The organism is Leclercia sp. 119287, from assembly GCF_009734485.1.
Classification (GTDB): Bacteria; Pseudomonadota; Gammaproteobacteria; order Enterobacterales; family Enterobacteriaceae; genus Enterobacter; species Enterobacter adecarboxylatus_C.
The window spans coordinates 4,728,219-4,746,581 of the sequence record NZ_CP046445.1; the positions used below are offsets into that span (position 1 = coordinate 4,728,219).

General features: G+C 58.3%; 15 protein-coding genes. 10 read left to right on the forward strand and 5 right to left on the reverse strand.

The window, feature by feature from the left end:
- The first annotated feature begins 20 nt into the window (after positions 1-20).
- The 3 genes from GNG27_RS22760 (at position 21) to GNG27_RS22770 (ending at position 2,695) form a co-directional block, all read left to right on the forward strand.
- The gene (locus GNG27_RS22760; protein WP_156264906.1) at positions 21-788 is read left to right on the forward strand and encodes a helix-turn-helix domain-containing protein; all 768 of its coding nucleotides are present in this window, start codon (positions 21-23) and stop codon (positions 786-788) included.
- A 128-nt stretch (positions 789-916) separates the two neighbouring features.
- Positions 917-1,579, forward strand: coding sequence for a fructose-6-phosphate aldolase (fsa, locus tag GNG27_RS22765; protein WP_156264908.1), 663 nt, complete (start codon positions 917-919; stop codon positions 1,577-1,579).
- 12 nt (positions 1,580-1,591) lie between these two features.
- Entirely contained in the window at positions 1,592-2,695 is a 1,104-nt protein-coding gene (locus GNG27_RS22770) for a glycerol dehydrogenase (protein ID WP_156264910.1), read from the forward strand.
- Positions 2,696-2,807: 112 nt separating this feature from the next.
- On the opposite strand, the gene katG is transcribed toward GNG27_RS22770, so the two are convergent.
- The 4 genes from katG to metB all read right to left on the reverse strand — a co-directional run bounded on the left by katG (position 2,808) and on the right by metB (position 9,818).
- A complete protein-coding gene (gene katG / locus GNG27_RS22775) occupies positions 2,808-4,979 on the reverse strand; it encodes a catalase/peroxidase HPI (RefSeq protein WP_156264912.1) in 2,172 nt (723 codons plus the stop codon).
- A gap of 144 nt (positions 4,980-5,123) precedes the next feature.
- Positions 5,124-6,014, reverse strand: coding sequence for a methylenetetrahydrofolate reductase (metF, locus tag GNG27_RS22780; protein ID WP_106995794.1), 891 nt, complete (start codon positions 6,012-6,014; stop codon positions 5,124-5,126).
- A 208-nt stretch (positions 6,015-6,222) separates the two neighbouring features.
- Positions 6,223-8,655: a bifunctional aspartate kinase/homoserine dehydrogenase II gene (locus tag GNG27_RS22785; protein WP_142487559.1), complete on the reverse strand. Its 2,433-nt coding sequence runs from the start codon at positions 8,653-8,655 to the stop codon at positions 6,223-6,225.
- 2 nt (positions 8,656-8,657) lie between these two features.
- Positions 8,658-9,818, reverse strand: a complete 1,161-nt coding sequence (gene metB / locus GNG27_RS22790) for a cystathionine gamma-synthase (protein WP_142487560.1) — start codon at positions 9,816-9,818, stop codon at positions 8,658-8,660.
- A 278-nt stretch (positions 9,819-10,096) separates the two neighbouring features.
- Here metB and metJ point away from each other — a divergent pair, with 278 nt between their 5' ends.
- Entirely contained in the window at positions 10,097-10,414 is a 318-nt protein-coding gene (gene metJ, locus GNG27_RS22795) for a met regulon transcriptional regulator MetJ (protein ID WP_007369220.1), read from the forward strand.
- A gap of 51 nt (positions 10,415-10,465) precedes the next feature.
- Here metJ and rpmE read toward each other — a convergent pair whose 3' ends face one another.
- On the reverse strand, positions 10,466-10,681 hold the full coding sequence (gene rpmE / locus GNG27_RS22800) for a 50S ribosomal protein L31 (protein WP_039032122.1): 216 nt from the start codon (positions 10,679-10,681) through the stop codon (positions 10,466-10,468).
- Positions 10,682-10,883: 202 nt separating this feature from the next.
- On the opposite strand from rpmE, the gene priA reads away from it, so the two are divergent.
- From priA to menA, 6 genes are all read left to right on the forward strand, one after another.
- Complete coding sequence (gene priA / locus GNG27_RS22805; RefSeq protein WP_156264914.1) at positions 10,884-13,079, forward strand: primosomal protein N'; 2,196 nt, start codon at positions 10,884-10,886, stop codon at positions 13,077-13,079.
- 134 nt (positions 13,080-13,213) lie between these two features.
- Positions 13,214-14,239: a DNA-binding transcriptional regulator CytR gene (cytR, locus tag GNG27_RS22810; RefSeq protein ID WP_156264916.1), complete on the forward strand. Its 1,026-nt coding sequence runs from the start codon at positions 13,214-13,216 to the stop codon at positions 14,237-14,239.
- 93 nt (positions 14,240-14,332) lie between these two features.
- The gene (gene ftsN, locus GNG27_RS22815) at positions 14,333-15,325 is read left to right on the forward strand and encodes a cell division protein FtsN (protein WP_156264918.1); all 993 of its coding nucleotides are present in this window, start codon (positions 14,333-14,335) and stop codon (positions 15,323-15,325) included.
- A gap of 94 nt (positions 15,326-15,419) precedes the next feature.
- A complete protein-coding gene (hslV, locus tag GNG27_RS22820) occupies positions 15,420-15,950 on the forward strand; it encodes an ATP-dependent protease subunit HslV (protein ID WP_032615282.1) in 531 nt (176 codons plus the stop codon).
- 9 nt (positions 15,951-15,959) lie between these two features.
- Positions 15,960-17,291 carry an HslU--HslV peptidase ATPase subunit gene (gene hslU / locus GNG27_RS22825; protein ID WP_142487564.1) on the forward strand — a complete coding sequence of 444 codons (1,332 nt, stop codon included), beginning with the start codon at positions 15,960-15,962 and terminating at the stop codon, positions 17,289-17,291.
- A 69-nt stretch (positions 17,292-17,360) separates the two neighbouring features.
- Positions 17,361-18,281, forward strand: a complete 921-nt coding sequence (menA, locus tag GNG27_RS22830) for a 1,4-dihydroxy-2-naphthoate polyprenyltransferase (RefSeq protein WP_142487565.1) — start codon at positions 17,361-17,363, stop codon at positions 18,279-18,281.
- Positions 18,282-18,363 lie beyond the last annotated feature (82 nt).

Sequence of the window (18,363 nt, forward strand, 5' to 3'; positions counted from 1 at the left end):
CACATTTCGGTAGTCTCACTATGCAACACGATATAAGTCCTATCCTCACCGATCTGATCAACGGCGTGTCGCCTTTGCGTCAGGTGCATTTTGCCTCTTCGGCCCAACAGATCCCCCACGCCTCTCCTCGTCTGATGATTGTGCCTGAGGGCCAGACCCATGACGCGGTGTTCTCTTCATCCGGGTATGTTCCTCTGCAACCCACAACCTGTCTCAGCATCAGCTTCGGTAAGCAACAGCTGACTATCCAGCTACAGCGTGACGCCACCGTTTTATGCCAGCAGCAGGTCGCCAGGCGCGGGCCGAGAACGGGTGCTTTTCTGCTGCAAACGCTGGCCGAGTTGCAGATGCAGCCGGATGAGCAGGAAACCGCCAGGCTGGTGGTCTTAAGTCTGCTCAGTCACTGTCGCGATCTGCTGGGCAGCGATATCCACACGGCCTCCCACAGCCGGGCGCTGTTTGAAGCCATTCGGACGTATATCGAAGAACACCATGCCTCAGCCCTTACCCGCGAGTCGGTAGCGCAGGCGTTTTACATTTCACCGAACTACCTTTCGCATCTTTTTCAAAAGACCGGCAGCGTTGGGTTCAATGAATATCTGACAAAGACCCGTCTCGAACATGCCCGGCAGTTACTCAAAGGCTACGACCTAAAAATTAAAGAGATTGCCACACACTGCGGCTTTACGGACAGCAACTACTTCTGCCGCCTGTTTCGCAAGCACACCGAGCGCTCGCCCTCGGAATATCGCCGCCAGTATCACAGCCATCTCACCGCCAAAAACTAGCATTGTGATCCCCCTCTCACTTCGCTAAGGACCTTACATTTGTCCAGTATTTGGCAAAATTGACCTCTGGTTCCCCCCGTCCGGCCCGCCGTATCCTTAATTCAGACCTGGAGACTTAAGGAAAAATAATGGAACTGTATCTGGATACCGCCAACGTGGCGGACGTTGAACGCCTGGCGCAAATCTTCCCGATTGCAGGCGTAACCACCAACCCGAGCATTATTGCCGCCAACGGCGAATCCATCTGGGACGTGCTGCCGCGCCTGCAAAACGCTATCGGTCCGGACGGCATTCTGTTTGCCCAGACCATGAGCCGTGATGCACCGGGCATGATCGCCGAGGCCAGACAGCTGAGTAAGGCTATCCCCGGTCTTGTGGTCAAAGTCCCGGTGACTGCGCAGGGGCTTATCGCCATTAAAACCCTTAAAAAAGAGAAAATTACCACCCTCGGCACCGCGGTTTACAGCGCTTCACAAGGGTTGCTGGCCGCGCTGGCCGGAGCGAAATATATCGCGCCGTACGTCAATCGCGTGGATGCCCAGGGCGGCGACGGGATCCGCACGGTGCAGGAGCTGCAAAGCCTGCTGGAAATGCACGCGCCGGAGAGCAAGGTGCTGGCCGCCAGCTTCAAAACCCCGCGTCAGGCGCTGGACTGCCTGCTCGCCGGCTGCGAAGCAATCACCCTGCCCACCGATGTCGCGCAGCAAATGCTCAATACTCCCGCCGTAGAGTCGGCCATCGACAAGTTTGAGCAGGACTGGAACAACGCGTTTGGTAACCTCATGCTCTAAGGGAGACACAGTATGGACCATATTATTCAATCACCCGGAAAATACATTCAGGGTGCCGATGTGCTGACCCGCCTCGGCGATTATCTCAAGCCGCTGGCGGCACGCTGGCTGGTTGTTGGCGATAAATTTGTGCTGGGATTTGCTGAAGAGACGCTGCGTCAGAGCTTCGACCAGGCGCAACTGTATGTCGAAATTGCGCCCTTCGGCGGCGAATGTTCGCAAAATGAGATCGACCGGCTGCGTGAGCTGGCGAAAAATGCCGATTGCCAGGCTATTCTCGGCATCGGTGGCGGTAAGACGCTGGATACCGCCAAAGCGCTGGCGCACTTTATGGATGTCCCGGTCGCCATCGCCCCGACCATTGCCTCTACCGATGCGCCCTGCAGCGCGCTTTCCGTTATCTACACCGACAGCGGCGAATTTGACCGCTATCTGATGCTGCCGCACAACCCGAACATGGTGATTGTGGATACGAAAGTGGTGGCAGGGGCTCCTGCACGCCTGCTGGCTGCCGGAATTGGCGACGCGCTGGCGACCTGGTTTGAAGCCCGGGCCTGCTCACGCAGCGGCGCAACCACCATGGCGGGCGGCAAGTGCACCCAGGCCGCGCTGGCGCTGGCCGAGCTATGCTACAACACGCTGGTTGAAGAGGGCGAAAAAGCGATGCTGGCGGCGGAGCAGCATGTGGTGACTCCGGCTCTTGAGCGGGTGATTGAAGCCAATACCTATCTCAGCGGCGTCGGTTTTGAAAGCGGCGGCCTGGCAGCGGCACATGCGATCCACAATGGTCTGACCGCCATACCGGATGCCCATCATTACTACCACGGCGAGAAAGTGGCCTTTGGCACCCTGACCCAGCTGGTGCTGGAGAACGCCCCGGTGGAAGAGATCGAGACCGTCGCGGCCTTATGTCACAGCGTCGGGCTGCCTATCACCCTGGCGCAGCTGGATATCACTGCCGATATCCCGGCTAAAATGCGCTTAGTGGCGACTGCGTCCTGTGCGAAAGATGAAACCATCCACAACATGCCGGGCGGTGCAACGCCGGACCAGGTGTATGCCGCGCTGTTGGTTGCCGACCAGTATGGTCAGCGCTTCCTGCAGGAATGGGAGTAGCCATTATTGCCGGGTGGCGGCTTCGCCTTACCCGGCCTACAAAACCCGTAGGCCCGTGCAAGCGCAGCGCCGCCGGGCAAAAAAATCCCCGCCGAAGCGGGGATTTTCTGGTTTACAGCAGATCAAACCGGTCGAGGTTCATCACTTTCACCCATGCCGCCACAAAGTCCTTCACGAACTTCTCGTTGGCATCGCTGCTGGCATAAACCTCAGCCAGGGCGCGCAGCACGGAGTTGGAACCAAACACCAGGTCAGCACGGCTCGCCAGGTATTTCACGTCCCCGCTCACCCGGTCGCGGCCTTCAAACAGCTCGCTGGACTCGTCGGTGGCCTTCCACTGGGTGCCCATATCCAGCAGATTGACGAAGAAGTCCGTGCTGAGTACGCCCACGCGATCGGTAAAGACACCGCTCTTACCGCCATCGAAGTTAGCGCCCAGCACGCGTAGCCCGCCCAGCAGCACCGTCATCTCTGGCGCGGTCAGCGTCAGCTGCTGCGCTTTATCAATCAGCAACGATTCGGTTGTCGACACGTCGATCGCCGCCCGGTAGTTACGGAAACCATCGGCAACCGGCTGCAGCAGCGTAAACATGCCGATATCGGTCTGATCCTGGCGCGCGTCAACCCGGCCCGGCGTAAAGGGCACGGTGATGTTGACGCCAGCGGCTTTGGCCGCCTGCTCAACGCCCACCACACCCGCCAGCACGATGATGTCAGCCAGCGACGCCTTATGCGCCGATTTATAAATATCTTCCAGAACCGGCAGCACGCGCGCGGCTACGGCGTTGACATCCCAGCTGCGCTGCGGCGCCAGCGCCAGACGGGCGCCGTTGGCCCCGCCACGCTTATCGCCACCACGGAAGGTGGATGCCGAGGCCCATGCCACCGACACCAGCTCGCTGACCGAGAGCCCGGAAGCTGCAATATCCTCTTTCAGGCTTTGAATATCTTCCGCGGTCGGATGGAAGAACGGCTGTGGCAGCGGATCCTGCCAAATCAGCTCTTCTTTCGGCACTTCCGGTCCGATATAACGTGCAATCGGCCCCATATCTCGGTGGGTCAGTTTGAACCACGCCCGGGCGAAAGCTTCGTTAAAGGCCTGCGGATCGTTAAGGAAACGACGGGAAATCTTATCGAATTCAGGATCGAAACGCAGCGTCAGATCGGTAACCAGCATGGTCGGTTTACGTTTTTTCGACGGGTCGAAGGGATCGGGCATGATTTCCGGCGCATTCGACGCTTCGAACTGGATAGCACCTGCCGGACTGCGGGTTTGCACCCAGTCGTATTTATACAGGTTCTCAAAGAAGTAGTTGCTCCACTGGGTCGGCGTCTGGGACCAGATCACTTCCAGACCGGAGGTAATGGTGTCGGCACCGAAACCGCTGCCGTGTGTACTGGCCCAGCCCAGGCCCTGCGCTTCAAGCGGGCCCCCTTCCGGATCGATACCCACGTGGGTCGCTTCCCCGGCACCGTGAGTTTTACCCAGCGTATGACCTCCGGCAATCAGCGCGACGGTCTCTTCATCGTTCATCCCCATGTTACCAAAGGTGGCGCGGATCGCCGCCGCCGCAGACAGCGGTTCACCGCTGGCGTTTGGCCCTTCCGGGTTCACGTAGATCAGCCCCATCTCGGTGGCGCCAACGGCACTTTTCGCCAGGCTTTCGGGATGACGATGCTCGAGCCAGGCTTTCTCATCGCCCCAGTTAACGTCCAGATCCGGCTCCCAGACGTCTTCACGCCCGGCACCAAAGCCAAAGGTACGGAAGCCGGAGTTCTCCAGCGCCACGTTACCGGCAAGAATAAACAGGTCAGCCCAGGAGATTTTCTGGCCATATTTTTGCTTGATCGGCCACAGCAGACGACGCGCCTTATCAAGGCTGACGTTATCCGGCCAGGAGTTGAGAGGAGAGAAACGCTGTTGACCCCGGCCCGCGCCGCCGCGTCCGTCCACGGAGCGGTAGGTCCCCGCGCCGTGCCACGCCATACGGATGAACAGACCGGCGTAGCTGCCCCAGTCCGCAGGCCACCACGGCTGGGAATCGGTGAGCAGGGCTTTCAGATCGCCTTTCAGGGCGGAGTAGTCTAATTTGCTGAATTCTTTGCGGTAGTTGAAGTCTTTGCCTAGCGGGTTGGAACGTTCGGAGTGCTGATTAAGAAGGTCGATACGAAGCTGTTTGGGCCACCAGTCCCGGCTATTGGTGCCGGCACCCGCGCTCTTGTCATAACTGCCCTGATGGAAAGGGCACTTACCTGAATTCTGATTCTCGTCGGACGTACTCATCGCTCTGCTCCCTCTATGGTTTTATCGTTAGGATATACACCACCGGGAACAAGAGATAATTGAAACCATCCACAGATTTGATAGTTAATACCGTTGATATCTGCCTGAAATATAGAAGCCCCCATATTATTGAGGGCTTTGCCGTTACAGACCCGGGCGAACCCCCAGCGTATGGCAGATCGCGTAGCTCATTTCGGCGCGGTTGAGGGTATAAAAATGGAAATCTTTCACCCCTTCGCGGCTTAAAATCTTCACCATGTCCATGGCGATATTGGCCCCCACCAGCTTGCGGGTTTCGGCGTCATCGTCCAGGCCTTCGTACATCTTCGCCATCCACAGCGGGATACGCACGTTGGTCATGTCGGCAAATTTCTTCGCCTGCTTGAAGTTAGAGACCGGCAGAATGCCCGGAATAATTTCGACGTCGATACCGGCAGAGACGCAACGGTCGCGGAAGCGCAGATAGCTTTCGACATCAAAGAAGAACTGGGTGATGGCGCGGTTGGCACCGGCATCCACTTTGCGTTTCAGGTTGAGCAGATCTGCCTGGGCGCTTTTCGCTTCCGGGTGCACTTCCGGGTAAGCCGCCACGGAGATGTCGAAGTCGCCCACCTCTTTCAGCAGCGCCACCAGATCGGTCGCGTACATGTCCGGCTTACCGCTGCCCGGCGGCAGGTCGCCGCGCAGGGCCACGATGTGACGGATGCCGTTGTTCCAGTAATCCTGGGCGATGGTGCGCAGTTCGTCGCGGGTGGCGTCGATACAGGTCAGATGCGGCGCGGCTTCCAGACCGGTACGATCCTTAATGCCTTTGATGATGCTGTGCGTGCGGTCGCGCTCGCCGGAGTTCGCACCGTAGGTCACCGAGACAAATTTCGGCTTCAGGCTGCTCAGGCGATCGATAGAGGCCCACAGGGTCTGCTCCATTTCACTGGTGCGCGGCGGGAAAAATTCAAAAGAGACATTAATCTGGCCGTTTACTTCAGCCAGGCTCTGATTCAGGGCTTCCCGCTGGTTGGCGTGAAAAAAGCTCATACCTTACCTCATCAATCGCGTGTCGTTGTTTGTTGTATTCGAACTTCTATACGTTTAGACGTCCAGATGTAAAAATGACGGAAAAGCGGACTGGCGTCAACTGAAAATATCATCATTGACGGTGAGGAATGTTCCGGGAAGGTGAAAAAAGTTCAGGGTGGGGGTGACTGCTCCCTCTCCCCTGTGGGGAGAGGGAGAAACATAGGGACTACAACAGCTGCGCCAGACGATTGATATCTGACTGGATCGCCCCGGCGGTCACGTCGCGGCCCGCGCCCGGACCGCGGATCACCAGCGGGTTATCGCGATACCAGCGGCTTTCGATGGCGAAGACGTTATCGCACGGCAACAGCGCCGCCAGCGGATGTTCCGGGCGTACGGCCTCAACGCCGACCCGCGCTTTACCATTGGCATCGAAACGCGCCACGTAGCGCAGAACCAGACCCATTTCGCGGGCCGCTTCCAGGCGCTGTAACATCTGCTCGTTCAGGGCATCGCCGTTCTCGAAGAAGTGATCGACAGACCCCTCTTCGCAGCCCGCCGGCACCAGCGACTCCACGCGCACCTGATTCGGCTCGATGTCGTAGCCCGCTTCACGCGCCACAATCACCAGCTTGCGCATCACGTCTTTACCGGAGAGATCGACGCGCGGGTCGGGCTCGGTCAGCCCCTGCTGCCACGCCTGATCCACCAGGTCGGTGAAGGGCACGGTGCCATCAAACTGCAGGAACAGCCACGACAGGGTGCCAGAGAAAATACCGCTGATCGCCAGAATGCTGTCGCCGCTTTCAATCAGATCGCGCACGGTGTGGTTCACCGGCAAACCGGCACCCACGGTGGCGTTGTACAGCCAGTGACGACCCGTTTTTTCAAAGGCGTCGTGGATCTGGCGATAGTTGCGGGTGTTGCTGGCGCCCGCCAGTTTGTTGGCGCTGATGACGTGGAAACCGTGGCTGGCAAAATCGAGATACTGATCGGCCAGCTGCTCACTGGCGGTCACATCCAGCACTACCAGGTCATCGTACGGATGAGCGCGCATCCACAGGAACAGCGACTCTTCATCCTGCTCAATAGCTTCGTCGTTAAAGAAGGCCAGCGCACGGCTGGCATCCAGCCCTTCGTAGCTGAGCAGGCTGCGGCGGCTATCCACTACGCCCGCCAGCACAAATTCAAAGCCGGTACGTGCCGAGAGCGTGGTCTGTTCGCGGGCAAACAGCTCCAGCCAGCGGGAGCCGATGTTGCCTTTACCAAACAGCACCAGGCCGATACGTTTTTCAGCGCGGAACAGGGACTGGTGCAGGCCCTGGATCAGGCTCTCGGTTGGCCCGGTACGCATCACCGCCACCAGACTGATCCCCTCTTCCGACTGCCAGGTAAACTCTACCGGTTGACCTTTCAGCTGCTGCCAGAAGCGGTGGCAGTGCAGCGGATTACGGGTAACGCCCGCGCCTACCATCGCAATCAGCGCCAGCCCCTGACGCAGACGAAGCTCGCCCGGCAGGCCCGCTTCATCGAGGATTTTCAGCGCGCTGTCGGCCACTTCTGCGGTGTAGCAGAACTGCAGCAGGTGACGGTCAGTGTGCACCCCCACCGCCAGCGGGCGGATGTGGGCCCGCTTCAGGATCAGGTCGATCTCTTTATGCGTCTGTTTGAAATCATGTCCGGCAGGGACGAGGAATTCGATCAGGCAGATATCGTCATGGCTGGTGACGATACGCGCCCCCGTGCCGGAGGCCAGCACTCGCTCAATACGGGTTGAGCCCTGATCCGGCGTATAGCTACAACGCAGCTGCAGGTCGATATCGCTGCCGGAAACCGGCTGCAGGGTACGGGCGTGAAGCACCGGGGCCGCCAGACGGGCCAGCTCGCTGGCTTCGTCGAGACGCAATAGCGGCAGCAGGCAGGCATCTTTAACCTTACGCGGGTCAGCGCTGTAGACACCGGCTACGTCGCTCCAGATGGTGACGCGGGATACGCCCGCCAGAGCACCGATCTGCGTTGCGGAGTAGTCGGAGCCGTTACGTCCCAGCAATACGGTTTCACCCGCATTGCTGCGGCTGATAAAGCCGGTCACGACAATACGTTTATTCGGGTGCTGCACCAGCAGCTGCTGGAGCAGAGGATAAGAGAGGCCTTCATCAACCTGCGGCTGGGCGCCGCGCTCGGCACGCAGGAAATCACGTGCGTCCAGCCAGGCCGCTTCCAGGCCCTGCTGTTGCAGAACGGCTGCCATCAGACGGGCAGACCACACTTCACCGTGGCCCACCACTTCGGCATAGACGGCGTCGGTGACGCCGCTGTCGAGTAAACCGGCCAGCCGCTCCAGATCCTGGATAAAGGTGCTAATCAGGCCATCGGCAACGTCGGCAGGCAATAAACCGGCGATCAGTTCACTCTGGTAACGGCGTAACGCTTGTTGAACCTGATGCGCAGAGAGACGATCGGTCTGGCTTAACTTCAGCCAGCTAATCAACTGATTGGTGGTGCTGCCTGCCGCAGAGACAACCATCATGTCCCCCGGCATCGAATATTCTGCCATGATCCCCGCGACCCGCAGGTAACATTTCACATCAGCAAGACTACTACCACCAAACTTGTGCAGCTGGCGACCCTTCGCCCCTGCCTGCGCTATCACACTCATGATTACCCCTTGGCTGCGACCCGGAAGCCATTTTCCAGATCGGCAATTAAATCTTCACAATCTTCAATACCGGTTGAGATACGCAGCAGCGTCTCAGAGATCCCGGCGGCGGCACGCGCTTCTGGTGCCATGCCTGCGTGCGTCATTGTTGCGGCGTGGGAGATTAAGCTTTCGACTCCCCCTAATGATTCCGCCAGCGTAAACAGTGACAACCCGCTCAGGAAGCGACGCAGCGTCTGCTCATCGCCATCCAGTTCGAAACTTAACATCGCGCCAAAACCCTTTTGTTGACGCGCAGCAATCTCGTGCCCCTGATTCTCCGGCAGCGACGGGTGATAAAGCTTCTTCACCAGCGGCTGGGTCTTCAGGAAATCGACAATCGCCTGGGCATTACGCTGCGCCACCTCCATACGCGGCGACAGGGTACGCAGCCCGCGTAACAACAGATAGCTGTCAAACGCACTGCCGGTGACGCCGATATTATTCGCCCACCATGCCAGTTCGGTGACAAGCTCCGGATCTTTAGCAATCACGACCCCGGCCACGACGTCAGAGTGGCCGTTCAGGTATTTGGTGCATGAATGCAATACCAGATCTGCTCCCAGCGCCAGCGGGTTCTGCAAGGCCGGACTGAGGAAGGTATTATCCACTACACTTATCGCTCCCGCATCCCTCGTAAGCTGACAAATTTTCGCAATATCCACCACGCGCAGCAGCGGGTTGCTTGGACTCTCGATTAAAACCAGCTTCGGTTTTTCTGCCAGCGCCTGTTTCAGCGCCTGCTCATCACCCTGATCGACAAACAGCACGCGATAGCAACCGCGCTTCGCCAGGCTGTCGAACAGACGGTAGCTGCCGCCGTAGCAGTCGTGCGGGGCCACCAGCAGATCGCCAGGCTTCAGGAACACGGTGGTCACCAGGTGGATAGCCGACATGCCGGTATTGGTCATCACCGCGCCTGCGCCGCCTTCCAGTTCCGCCAGCGCACGCTGGGTGACATCACGCGTCGGGTTGCCACGGCGCGAGTAGTCATGGGCGCGCGGTTCATTAAATCCGGTGAAGTTATAGGTACTGGAGAGATGAATCGGCGGGACAACGCAGCCGTACTGTTCGTCATCATTCAATCCGCTACGCACTGCGATGGTGGCCTGTTTACGCGTCATGGTGAAGGCTTCCTGGCTTAATGGATGAAAAGTCAGGCACCAGAGTAAACATTGATTATATGGACGTCAATACATCTGGACATCTAAACTTCTTTGCGTATAGATTGAGCAATACGCAAATAGCCGTTAAAATTACATGCTTTAGCGCATAACGCAGAGGCAATATCCGTGTCACGGTGGCGTCTCTACGGTAAACTACGCAAGATTATGGCGCGAAACCCTGCGAACCGCTGCGGTGTCGGCCTCATATTAATGACAGAGAGGATTAAAGGTATCTCATGGCTGAATGGAGCGGCGAATATATCAGCCCATACGCTGAGCACGGTAAGAAGAGTGAACAAGTAAAAAAAATTACGGTTTCCATTCCTCTGAAGGTGTTAAAGATCCTCACCGATGAACGCACGCGTCGTCAGGTGAATAACCTGCGTCACGCTACCAACAGCGAACTGCTGTGCGAAGCGTTCCTGCACGCGTTTACCGGTCAACCGTTGCCGAACGATGAAGACCTGCGCAAAGAGCGTAGTGACGAAATTCCGGAAGAGGCGAAGGTGATCATGCGTGAGCTGGGTATCGACCCGGATACGTGGGAATACTGATTTACAGATATAAAAAAAGCGCCTTGCGGCGCTTTTTTTTCGGGATGCATCTTACTTGGAAGAGCCCGGGATGCTGAAACGCTTGTTGAAGCGGTCAACACGGCCACCGGTTGCAACGTCACGCTGCTTACCAGTGTAGAACGGGTGGCACTGGCCGCACACGTCCAGGTTCAGATCGTGGCCCACGGTAGAGCGGATCTGGATAGAGTTACCGCAAGAGCAGTTTGCAGTAATCATTTCGTATTTAGGATGGATATCTTTTTTCATGGGGAGAACCTCAGTTAAGGCCGCGTCGCTCTTCCAGCCCTAACGCCAGACACCACGCGATGTTGAATGTAAGTTCTTTGATGCAAAGTGCACCAAAGGCGGCGAATCATACAGAATTTAACCAGGGTATGCAAACTGATCCGCACGCCGTCTTTCACTAATGTGTATACTAACGCGCCACTTTTCAAGTCAGGAAGATTCGATGCCCGTTGCTCACGTTGCCCTGCCCGTTCCGCTTCCCCGTACCTTTGATTACCTGCTCCCGGACAGCATGCAGGCCAAAGCGGGCTGTCGCGTGACGGTGCCCTTTGGCAAACAGCAGCGGGTGGGCATTGTGGTCTCCGTGAGCGGGAAAAGCGAGCTGCCCCTCAATGAGCTAAAAAGCGTGGTGGAGGTGCTGGACGATGAGCCGGTGTTCTCGGATAGCGTCTGGCGCCTGCTGCTGTGGGCCGCCGACTACTACCACCATCCCATTGGCGACGTGCTGTTCCACGCCCTGCCCATTCTGCTGCGGCAGGGTAAAAGCGCCAGCCACGCGCCGATGTGGTACTGGTTTGCCACCGAGCAGGGGCAAGCGGTGGATATCAACAGCCTGAAACGCTCCCCAAAACAGCAGCAGGCGCTGGCGGCGTTACGCCAGGGCAGGATCTGGCGTCATCAGGTCGAAAGCCTCGATTTTAACGACGCGGCGCTGCAGAGCTTACGCAAAAAGGGGCTGAGCGAGCTGGCCTGCGAAGCCCCTGCGCTGGTCGACTGGCGCGACGGCTTTAGCGTGGCGGGTGACCGCTTGCGTCTTAATACCGAACAGGCCACCGCCGTCGGGGCGATCCACAGCGCCTCGGATCGCTTCTCGGCCTGGCTGCTGGCGGGCGTCACCGGCTCCGGTAAGACTGAAGTCTATCTGAGCGTGCTGGAAAACGTGCTGGCACAGGGCAAGCAGGCCCTGGTGATGGTGCCGGAAATCGGCCTGACCCCGCAGACCATCGCCCGTTTCCGCGAGCGGTTTAACGCCCCGGTCGAGGTGCTGCACTCCGGTTTAAACGACAGCGAACGCCTCAGCGCCTGGCTGAAAGCCCGAAATGGCGAAGCGGCGATCGTGATTGGCACCCGCTCGTCGCTGTTCACACCGTTCAAAAACCTGGGCGTGATCGTCATCGACGAAGAGCACGACAGCTCCTATAAACAGCAGGAAGGCTGGCGCTATCACGCCCGCGATCTGGCGGTATACCGCGCCCATAGCGAGCAGATCCCGATTATCCTCGGCTCGGCCACCCCTGCGCTGGAGACGCTGCACAACGTGCGCCAGCGCAAATACCACATGCTGCGCCTGACGCGCCGGGCGGGGAATGCGCGCCCTGCCGTACAACATGTTCTCGATCTGAAAGGCCAGCAGGTGCAGGCGGGACTTGCCCCGGCGCTGATCGCCCGCATGCGCCAGCATCTGCAGGCCAACAACCAGGTGATCCTGTTTCTCAACCGGCGCGGTTTTGCCCCGGCGCTGCTGTGCCATGACTGCGGCTGGATAGCCGAATGCCCGCGCTGCGATCATTACTACACTCTGCATCAGGCCCAGCACCATCTGCGCTGTCACCACTGCGACAGCCAGCGGCCGATCCCGCGCCAGTGTCCATCCTGCGGCTCGACGCATATGGTGCCGGTCGGGCTGGGCACCGAGCAGCTGGAACAGGCGTTAATCCCCTTCTTCCCCGGCGTGGCGATCTCGCGTATCGACCGCGACACCACCAGCCGCAAGGGGGCGCTTGAGCAGCAGCTGGCGGAAGTGCATCGCGGCGGAGCGCGGATCCTGATTGGCACCCAGATGCTGGCGAAAGGGCACCACTTCCCGGACGTGACGCTGGTGGCGCTGCTGGACGTTGACGGCGCGCTGTTCTCGGCGGATTTCCGCTCCGCAGAGCGCTTTGCCCAGCTCTATACCCAGGTGGCAGGCCGCGCCGGGCGTGCCGGCAAGCAGGGCGAAGTCGTGCTGCAAACTCACCATCCCGAGCATCCGCTGCTGCAAACCCTGTTGCATAAAGGCTATGACGCCTTTGCCGAGCAGGCGCTGGCCGAGCGCCAGACCCTGCAATTACCGCCCTGGACCAGCCATGTGATTATCCGCGCCGAGGATCACAACAACCAGCAGGCACCGCTGTTCCTCCAGCAGCTGCGCAATCTGCTACAGGCCAGCCCGCTGGTGGATAATCAGCTGTGGATTTTAGGCCCGGTTCCGGCACTGGCACCGAAACGCGGCGGGCGCTACCGCTGGCAAATCCTGCTGCAACACCCGTCGCGGATCCGCCTGCAACATATCGTCAGCGGTACCCTGGCGTTAATTAACACGCTGCCGGAAGCGCGCAAAGTGAAGTGGGTGCTGGACGTCGATCCCATCGAAAGCTAAAAAATGGTGGGAGGCGGATCGAAAAATTCAACATGCCTCACACTTTTTATGAAAATTCTGTAACCGCTTCCATTCGCAATCTGATAAAACTGATTCAGTCAGAAGAGCGGTGATACGCCGGCGAGGAGAAGAGGTTGAAGTCCAGGAAAGAGGTCGCCTCAGCGACCATGAAAGATGTTGCCCTGAAAGCAAAAGTCTCAACGGCAACGGTATCCCGAGCCTTAATGAATCCCGATAAAGTCTCTCAGACCACACGCAATCGTGTTGAGCAGGCTGCGCTGGAGGTGGGTTATCTGCCGCAGACGATGGGACGTAACGTCAAACGTAACGAATCCCGCACCATCCTGGTCATTGTGCCCGACATCTGCGATCCCTTTTTCAGCGAAATCATCCGCGGCATTGAAGTGACCGCTGCGGCCCAGGGTTACCTGGTGCTGATTGGCGACTGCGCCCACCAGAACCAGCAGGAAAAAACCTTCATCGACCTGATCATTACCAAGCAGATCGACGGCATGCTGCTGCTCGGTTCACGCCTGCCCTTCGATGCCAGCATTGAAGAGCAGCGCAACCTGCCGCCGATGGTGATGGCCAACGAGTTCGCCCCCGAGCTGGAACTGCCTACCGTTCACATTGATAACCTCACCGCTGCGTTCAACGCCGTGAACTATCTGCAGGAGCTGGGCCATAAACGCATCGGCTGCATCGCCGGGCCGGAAGAGATGCCGCTGTGTCATTATCGCCTGCAGGGCTACGTTCAGGCGCTGCGCCGCACCGGGGCGACGGTGGATCCACACTATATTGCCCGGGGCGACTTTACCTATGCCGCAGGCGGGCTGGCGCTGGAAAAACTGCTGTCGCTGCCACAGCCGCCGACCGCGGTGTTCTGTCACAGCGACGTGATGGCGCTCGGCGCACTCTCGTATGCGAAGCGGCACGGTCTGAATGTGCCGAAAGACCTCTCCATCATTGGCTTCGATAACATTTCCCTGTCTGAGTTTTGCGATCCGCCGCTCACAACCGTGGCGCAGCCTCGCTATGAGATTGGCCGGCAAGCGATGCTGCTGTTATTGGATCAACTCAACGGCCAGACGGTCAGCAGCGGCTCCCGTTTACTGGACTGCGAATTGATCGTTCGCGGCTCAACCCAGCCGCTAACGTAAAGCCGCCGCCTTTCAGACTTCCTCGACTGGTCAAAGGCCCGCCGCTTAAGTAACATGGCGGGCTGACAAACGAATAAATACAGCGAAACGATAGTGGCACAACGAGATTATGTACGTCGCGGCCAGCCGGCACCTTCGCGACGCAAAAAGAGTAGCTCACGGAGCCCGCAACGCAGCCTGCCTGCGGTCTCGCCTGCCATGGTCGCGATTGCAGCGGCGGTACTGGTGGCATTCATCGGCGGCCTCTGGTTCATTACGCACCATAAAAAAGAAGAAGCGGAAGCGCTGCAGGGCAATAAAGTTGTCGGCAATGGCTTACCACCGAAGCCGGAAGAGCGCTGGCGCTATATCAAAGAGCTTGAGAGCCGCCAGCCGGGCGTCCGCGCGCCGACAGAACCTTCTGCCGGTGGCGAGGTGGTGGATCCTACCCAGTTAACCAACGAACAGCGTCAGCTGCTGGCTCAGATGCAGGCCGATATGCGCCAGCAGCCTACCCAGCTCAACGAAGTGCCGTGGAATGAGCAGACGGCGGCGCAGCGCCAGCAAACGCTCCAGCGTCAACGTCAGGCGCAGCAACAAATTCAGCAGCAACAGCAACAACAGCAGTGGGCGCAGAGCCAGACGGTACAGCAGCCGAAAGCGCAGCCGCGGGTAACGGAACAGCCGTATCAGCAACCGCGTACCGCGCAGACGCAGCCGGTTCAGCAGCCTAAAGCGCAGCCGGCTAAGCAAAATCAGCCGTATCAGGATCTGCTGCAGACTCCGGCGCATACCACCGCCCAGGCACCGAAAGCGCAGCAGGCCGCGCCGATCACCAAAGAGACCGAGGCGCCAAAGCAGACGGCTGCGAAGAAAGACGAACGCCGCTGGATGGTGCAGTGCGGCTCCTTTAAAGGCGCAGAGCAGGCAGAAACCGTGCGTGCGCAGCTGGCTTTTGAAGGCTTTGATTCACGCATCACCACCAACAACGGCTGGAATCGCGTGGTGATTGGCCCGGTCAAAGGTAAAGACAATGCCGATGGCACCATCTCTCGTCTGAAGATGGCAGGTCACACAAACTGCATTCGACTCGCTTCCGGGGGTTGAAACCCCCAAAATCCCCCCCATCTATCATTCTATTCAGCCCTGAGCACAGGCTCAGGGCTTCTGTTTCCCGATTCTGTAACCAGGGGGTCTGCTCGTGACAACAATAGTAAGTGTACGCCGTAACGGCCAGGTGGTGATTGCCGGTGATGGCCAGGCCACGCTGGGTAATACCGTCATGAAAGGCAACGTGAAGAAAGTGCGTCGTCTCTACAACGACAAAGTGATCGCAGGTTTTGCAGGCGGCACGGCGGATGCCTTCACGCTGTTTGAACTGTTTGAACGCAAACTGGAAATGCATCAGGGCCATCTGGTGAAAGCCGCCGTTGAGCTGGCGAAGGACTGGCGTACCGACCGCATGCTGCGCAAACTCGAAGCGCTGTTGGCGGTAGCCGATGAAAATGCCTCGCTGATCATCACCGGTAACGGTGACGTGGTCCAGCCAGAAAACGATCTGATTGCTATCGGTTCCGGCGGCCCGTACGCCCAGGCCGCCGCTCGCGCGCTGTTGGAAAACTCCGACCTGGGCGCGCGCGATATCGCTGTGAAGGCGTTGGATATTGCAGGTGATATCTGCATCTACACCAACCACTTCCACACCATCGAAGAATTGCCGTCTAAGGCGTAAGGATTTCTCATGTCTGAAATGACTCCACGCGAAATTGTCAGCGAACTGAACAAACACATCATTGGCCAGGATAACGCCAAGCGTTCCGTGGCGATCGCCCTGCGTAACCGCTGGCGTCGTATGCAGCTGGATGAAGTGCTGCGCCATGAAGTAACGCCAAAAAACATTCTGATGATCGGCCCAACCGGTGTCGGTAAAACCGAGATCGCCCGTCGCCTGGCCAAACTGGCAAACGCGCCTTTTATCAAAGTTGAAGCGACGAAGTTCACCGAAGTGGGCTATGTCGGGAAAGAAGTGGACTCTATCATCCGCGATCTGACCGATTCCGCAATCAAAATGGTACGCGTACAGTCCATCGAGAAAAACCGCTATCGCGCCGAAGAGATGGCGGAAGAGCGCGTGCTGGACGTCCTGATCCCACCGGCGAAAAACAACTGGGGCCAGGCAGAGCAACCTGCTGAGCCGTCTGCTGCACGCCAGGCATTCCGCAAAAAACTGCGCGAAGGCCAGCTGGATGACAAAGAGATTGAGATCGATCTCGCCGCCGCGCCGATGGGCGTGGAAATCATGTCCCCTCCGGGCATGGAAGAGATGACCAGCCAGCTGCAGTCCATGTTCCAGAACCTGGGCGGGCAGAAGCAGAAGCCGCGTAAGCTGAAAATCAAAGATGCGATGAAGCTGCTGATTGAAGAAGAAGCCGCAAAACTGGTGAACCCGGAAGAGCTGAAGCAGGACGCCATCGACGCCGTAGAGCAGCACGGCATCGTATTTATCGATGAGATCGATAAAATCTGTAAGCGCGGTGAGTCCAACGGTCCGGACGTCTCCCGTGAAGGCGTACAGCGCGACCTGCTGCCGCTGGTTGAAGGCTGCACCGTCTCCACCAAGCACGGCATGGTGAAAACCGACCACATTCTGTTTATCGCCTCTGGCGCATTCCAGGTAGCCAAGCCGTCTGACCTGATCCCGGAGCTGCAGGGTCGTCTGCCGATCCGCGTTGAATTGCAGGCGCTGACCACCGAAGACTTCGAGCGCATCCTGACCGAGCCGAACGCCTCTGTGACCGTACAGTACAAAGCGCTGATGGCGACCGAAGGCGTGAACATTGAGTTCACCGAAGACGGTATCAAGCGTATCGCCCAGGCGGCGTGGCAGGTTAACGAAACCACCGAAAACATCGGCGCACGTCGTCTGCACACCGTGCTGGAGCGCCTGATGGAAGACATCTCCTATGATGCAAGCGACCTGAATGGTCAAAGCATTACCATTGATGCCGACTATGTGAGTAAGCATCTTGATGCTTTAGTAGCAGATGAAGATCTGAGCCGTTTTATCTTATAATCGCGGTCATTGCATTTTCATCACTGATGATGGGGCTGAAAAGCCCCATTTTTATTGGCTAAACATCCTATGACTAAAATCAGCCGTACGCGTGCCTGGCTGGAAAGCCTGCGTCCTAAAACCCTTCCTCTCGCTTTCGCCGCCATTGTGGTGGGCACAGCCCTGGCGTGGTGGCAGGGACATTTCGACCCTCTGGTGGCTGCGCTGGCGCTGATCACCGCCGGGCTCCTGCAAATCCTCTCTAACCTCGCCAACGACTATGGCGATGCCGTTAAGGGCAGCGATAAACCCGACCGTATCGGGCCTTTGCGCGGGATGCAGAAAGGGGTGATCACTCAGGAGCAGATGAAGCGGGCGCTGATTATCACCGTGGCGCTGATTTGTCTCTCCGGGATTGCGCTGGTGCTGGTGGCCTGTAAAACCCCTGCGGATGCGGTTGGCTTCCTCGTGCTCGGCCTGCTGGCGATTGTTGCGGCGATAACCTATACCGTCGGCACCCGCCCTTACGGATACATCGGGCTGGGCGACATTTCGGTGCTGGTGTTCTTCGGCTGGCTGAGCGTGATGGGCAGTTGGTATCTGCAGGCACATACCCTGATCCCGGCCCTGTTCCTGCCAGCCACCGCCTGCGGCATGCTGGCGACGGCGGTGCTCAACATTAACAACCTGCGCGATATCGACAGCGATCGACTGAACGGGAAAAACACCCTGGCGGTCCGTCTTGGGCCGGTAAATGCGCGCCGCTACCATGCCTGCCTGCTGATGGGCGCCCTGCTCTGTCTGGCGTTGTTTAACCTGCTTTCCCTGCACAGCCTGTGGGGCTGGCTGTTTGTGCTCGCCACGCCGCTGCTGGTCAAACAGGCGCGGTACGTGATCCGCGAACAGAGCGCCTCGGCCATGCCGCCAATGCTGGAACGCACGGTAAAAGGGGCACTGCTTACTAACCTGTTGTTCGTGGTGGGAATTGTGCTCAGCCAGACGCTGAACTAGCTGACAAATATCAATTAACAATTGATGATTTTGCCAACAATGCGTTTCGCGCGATATACTGAAATCACTCGCAGCAACTGAA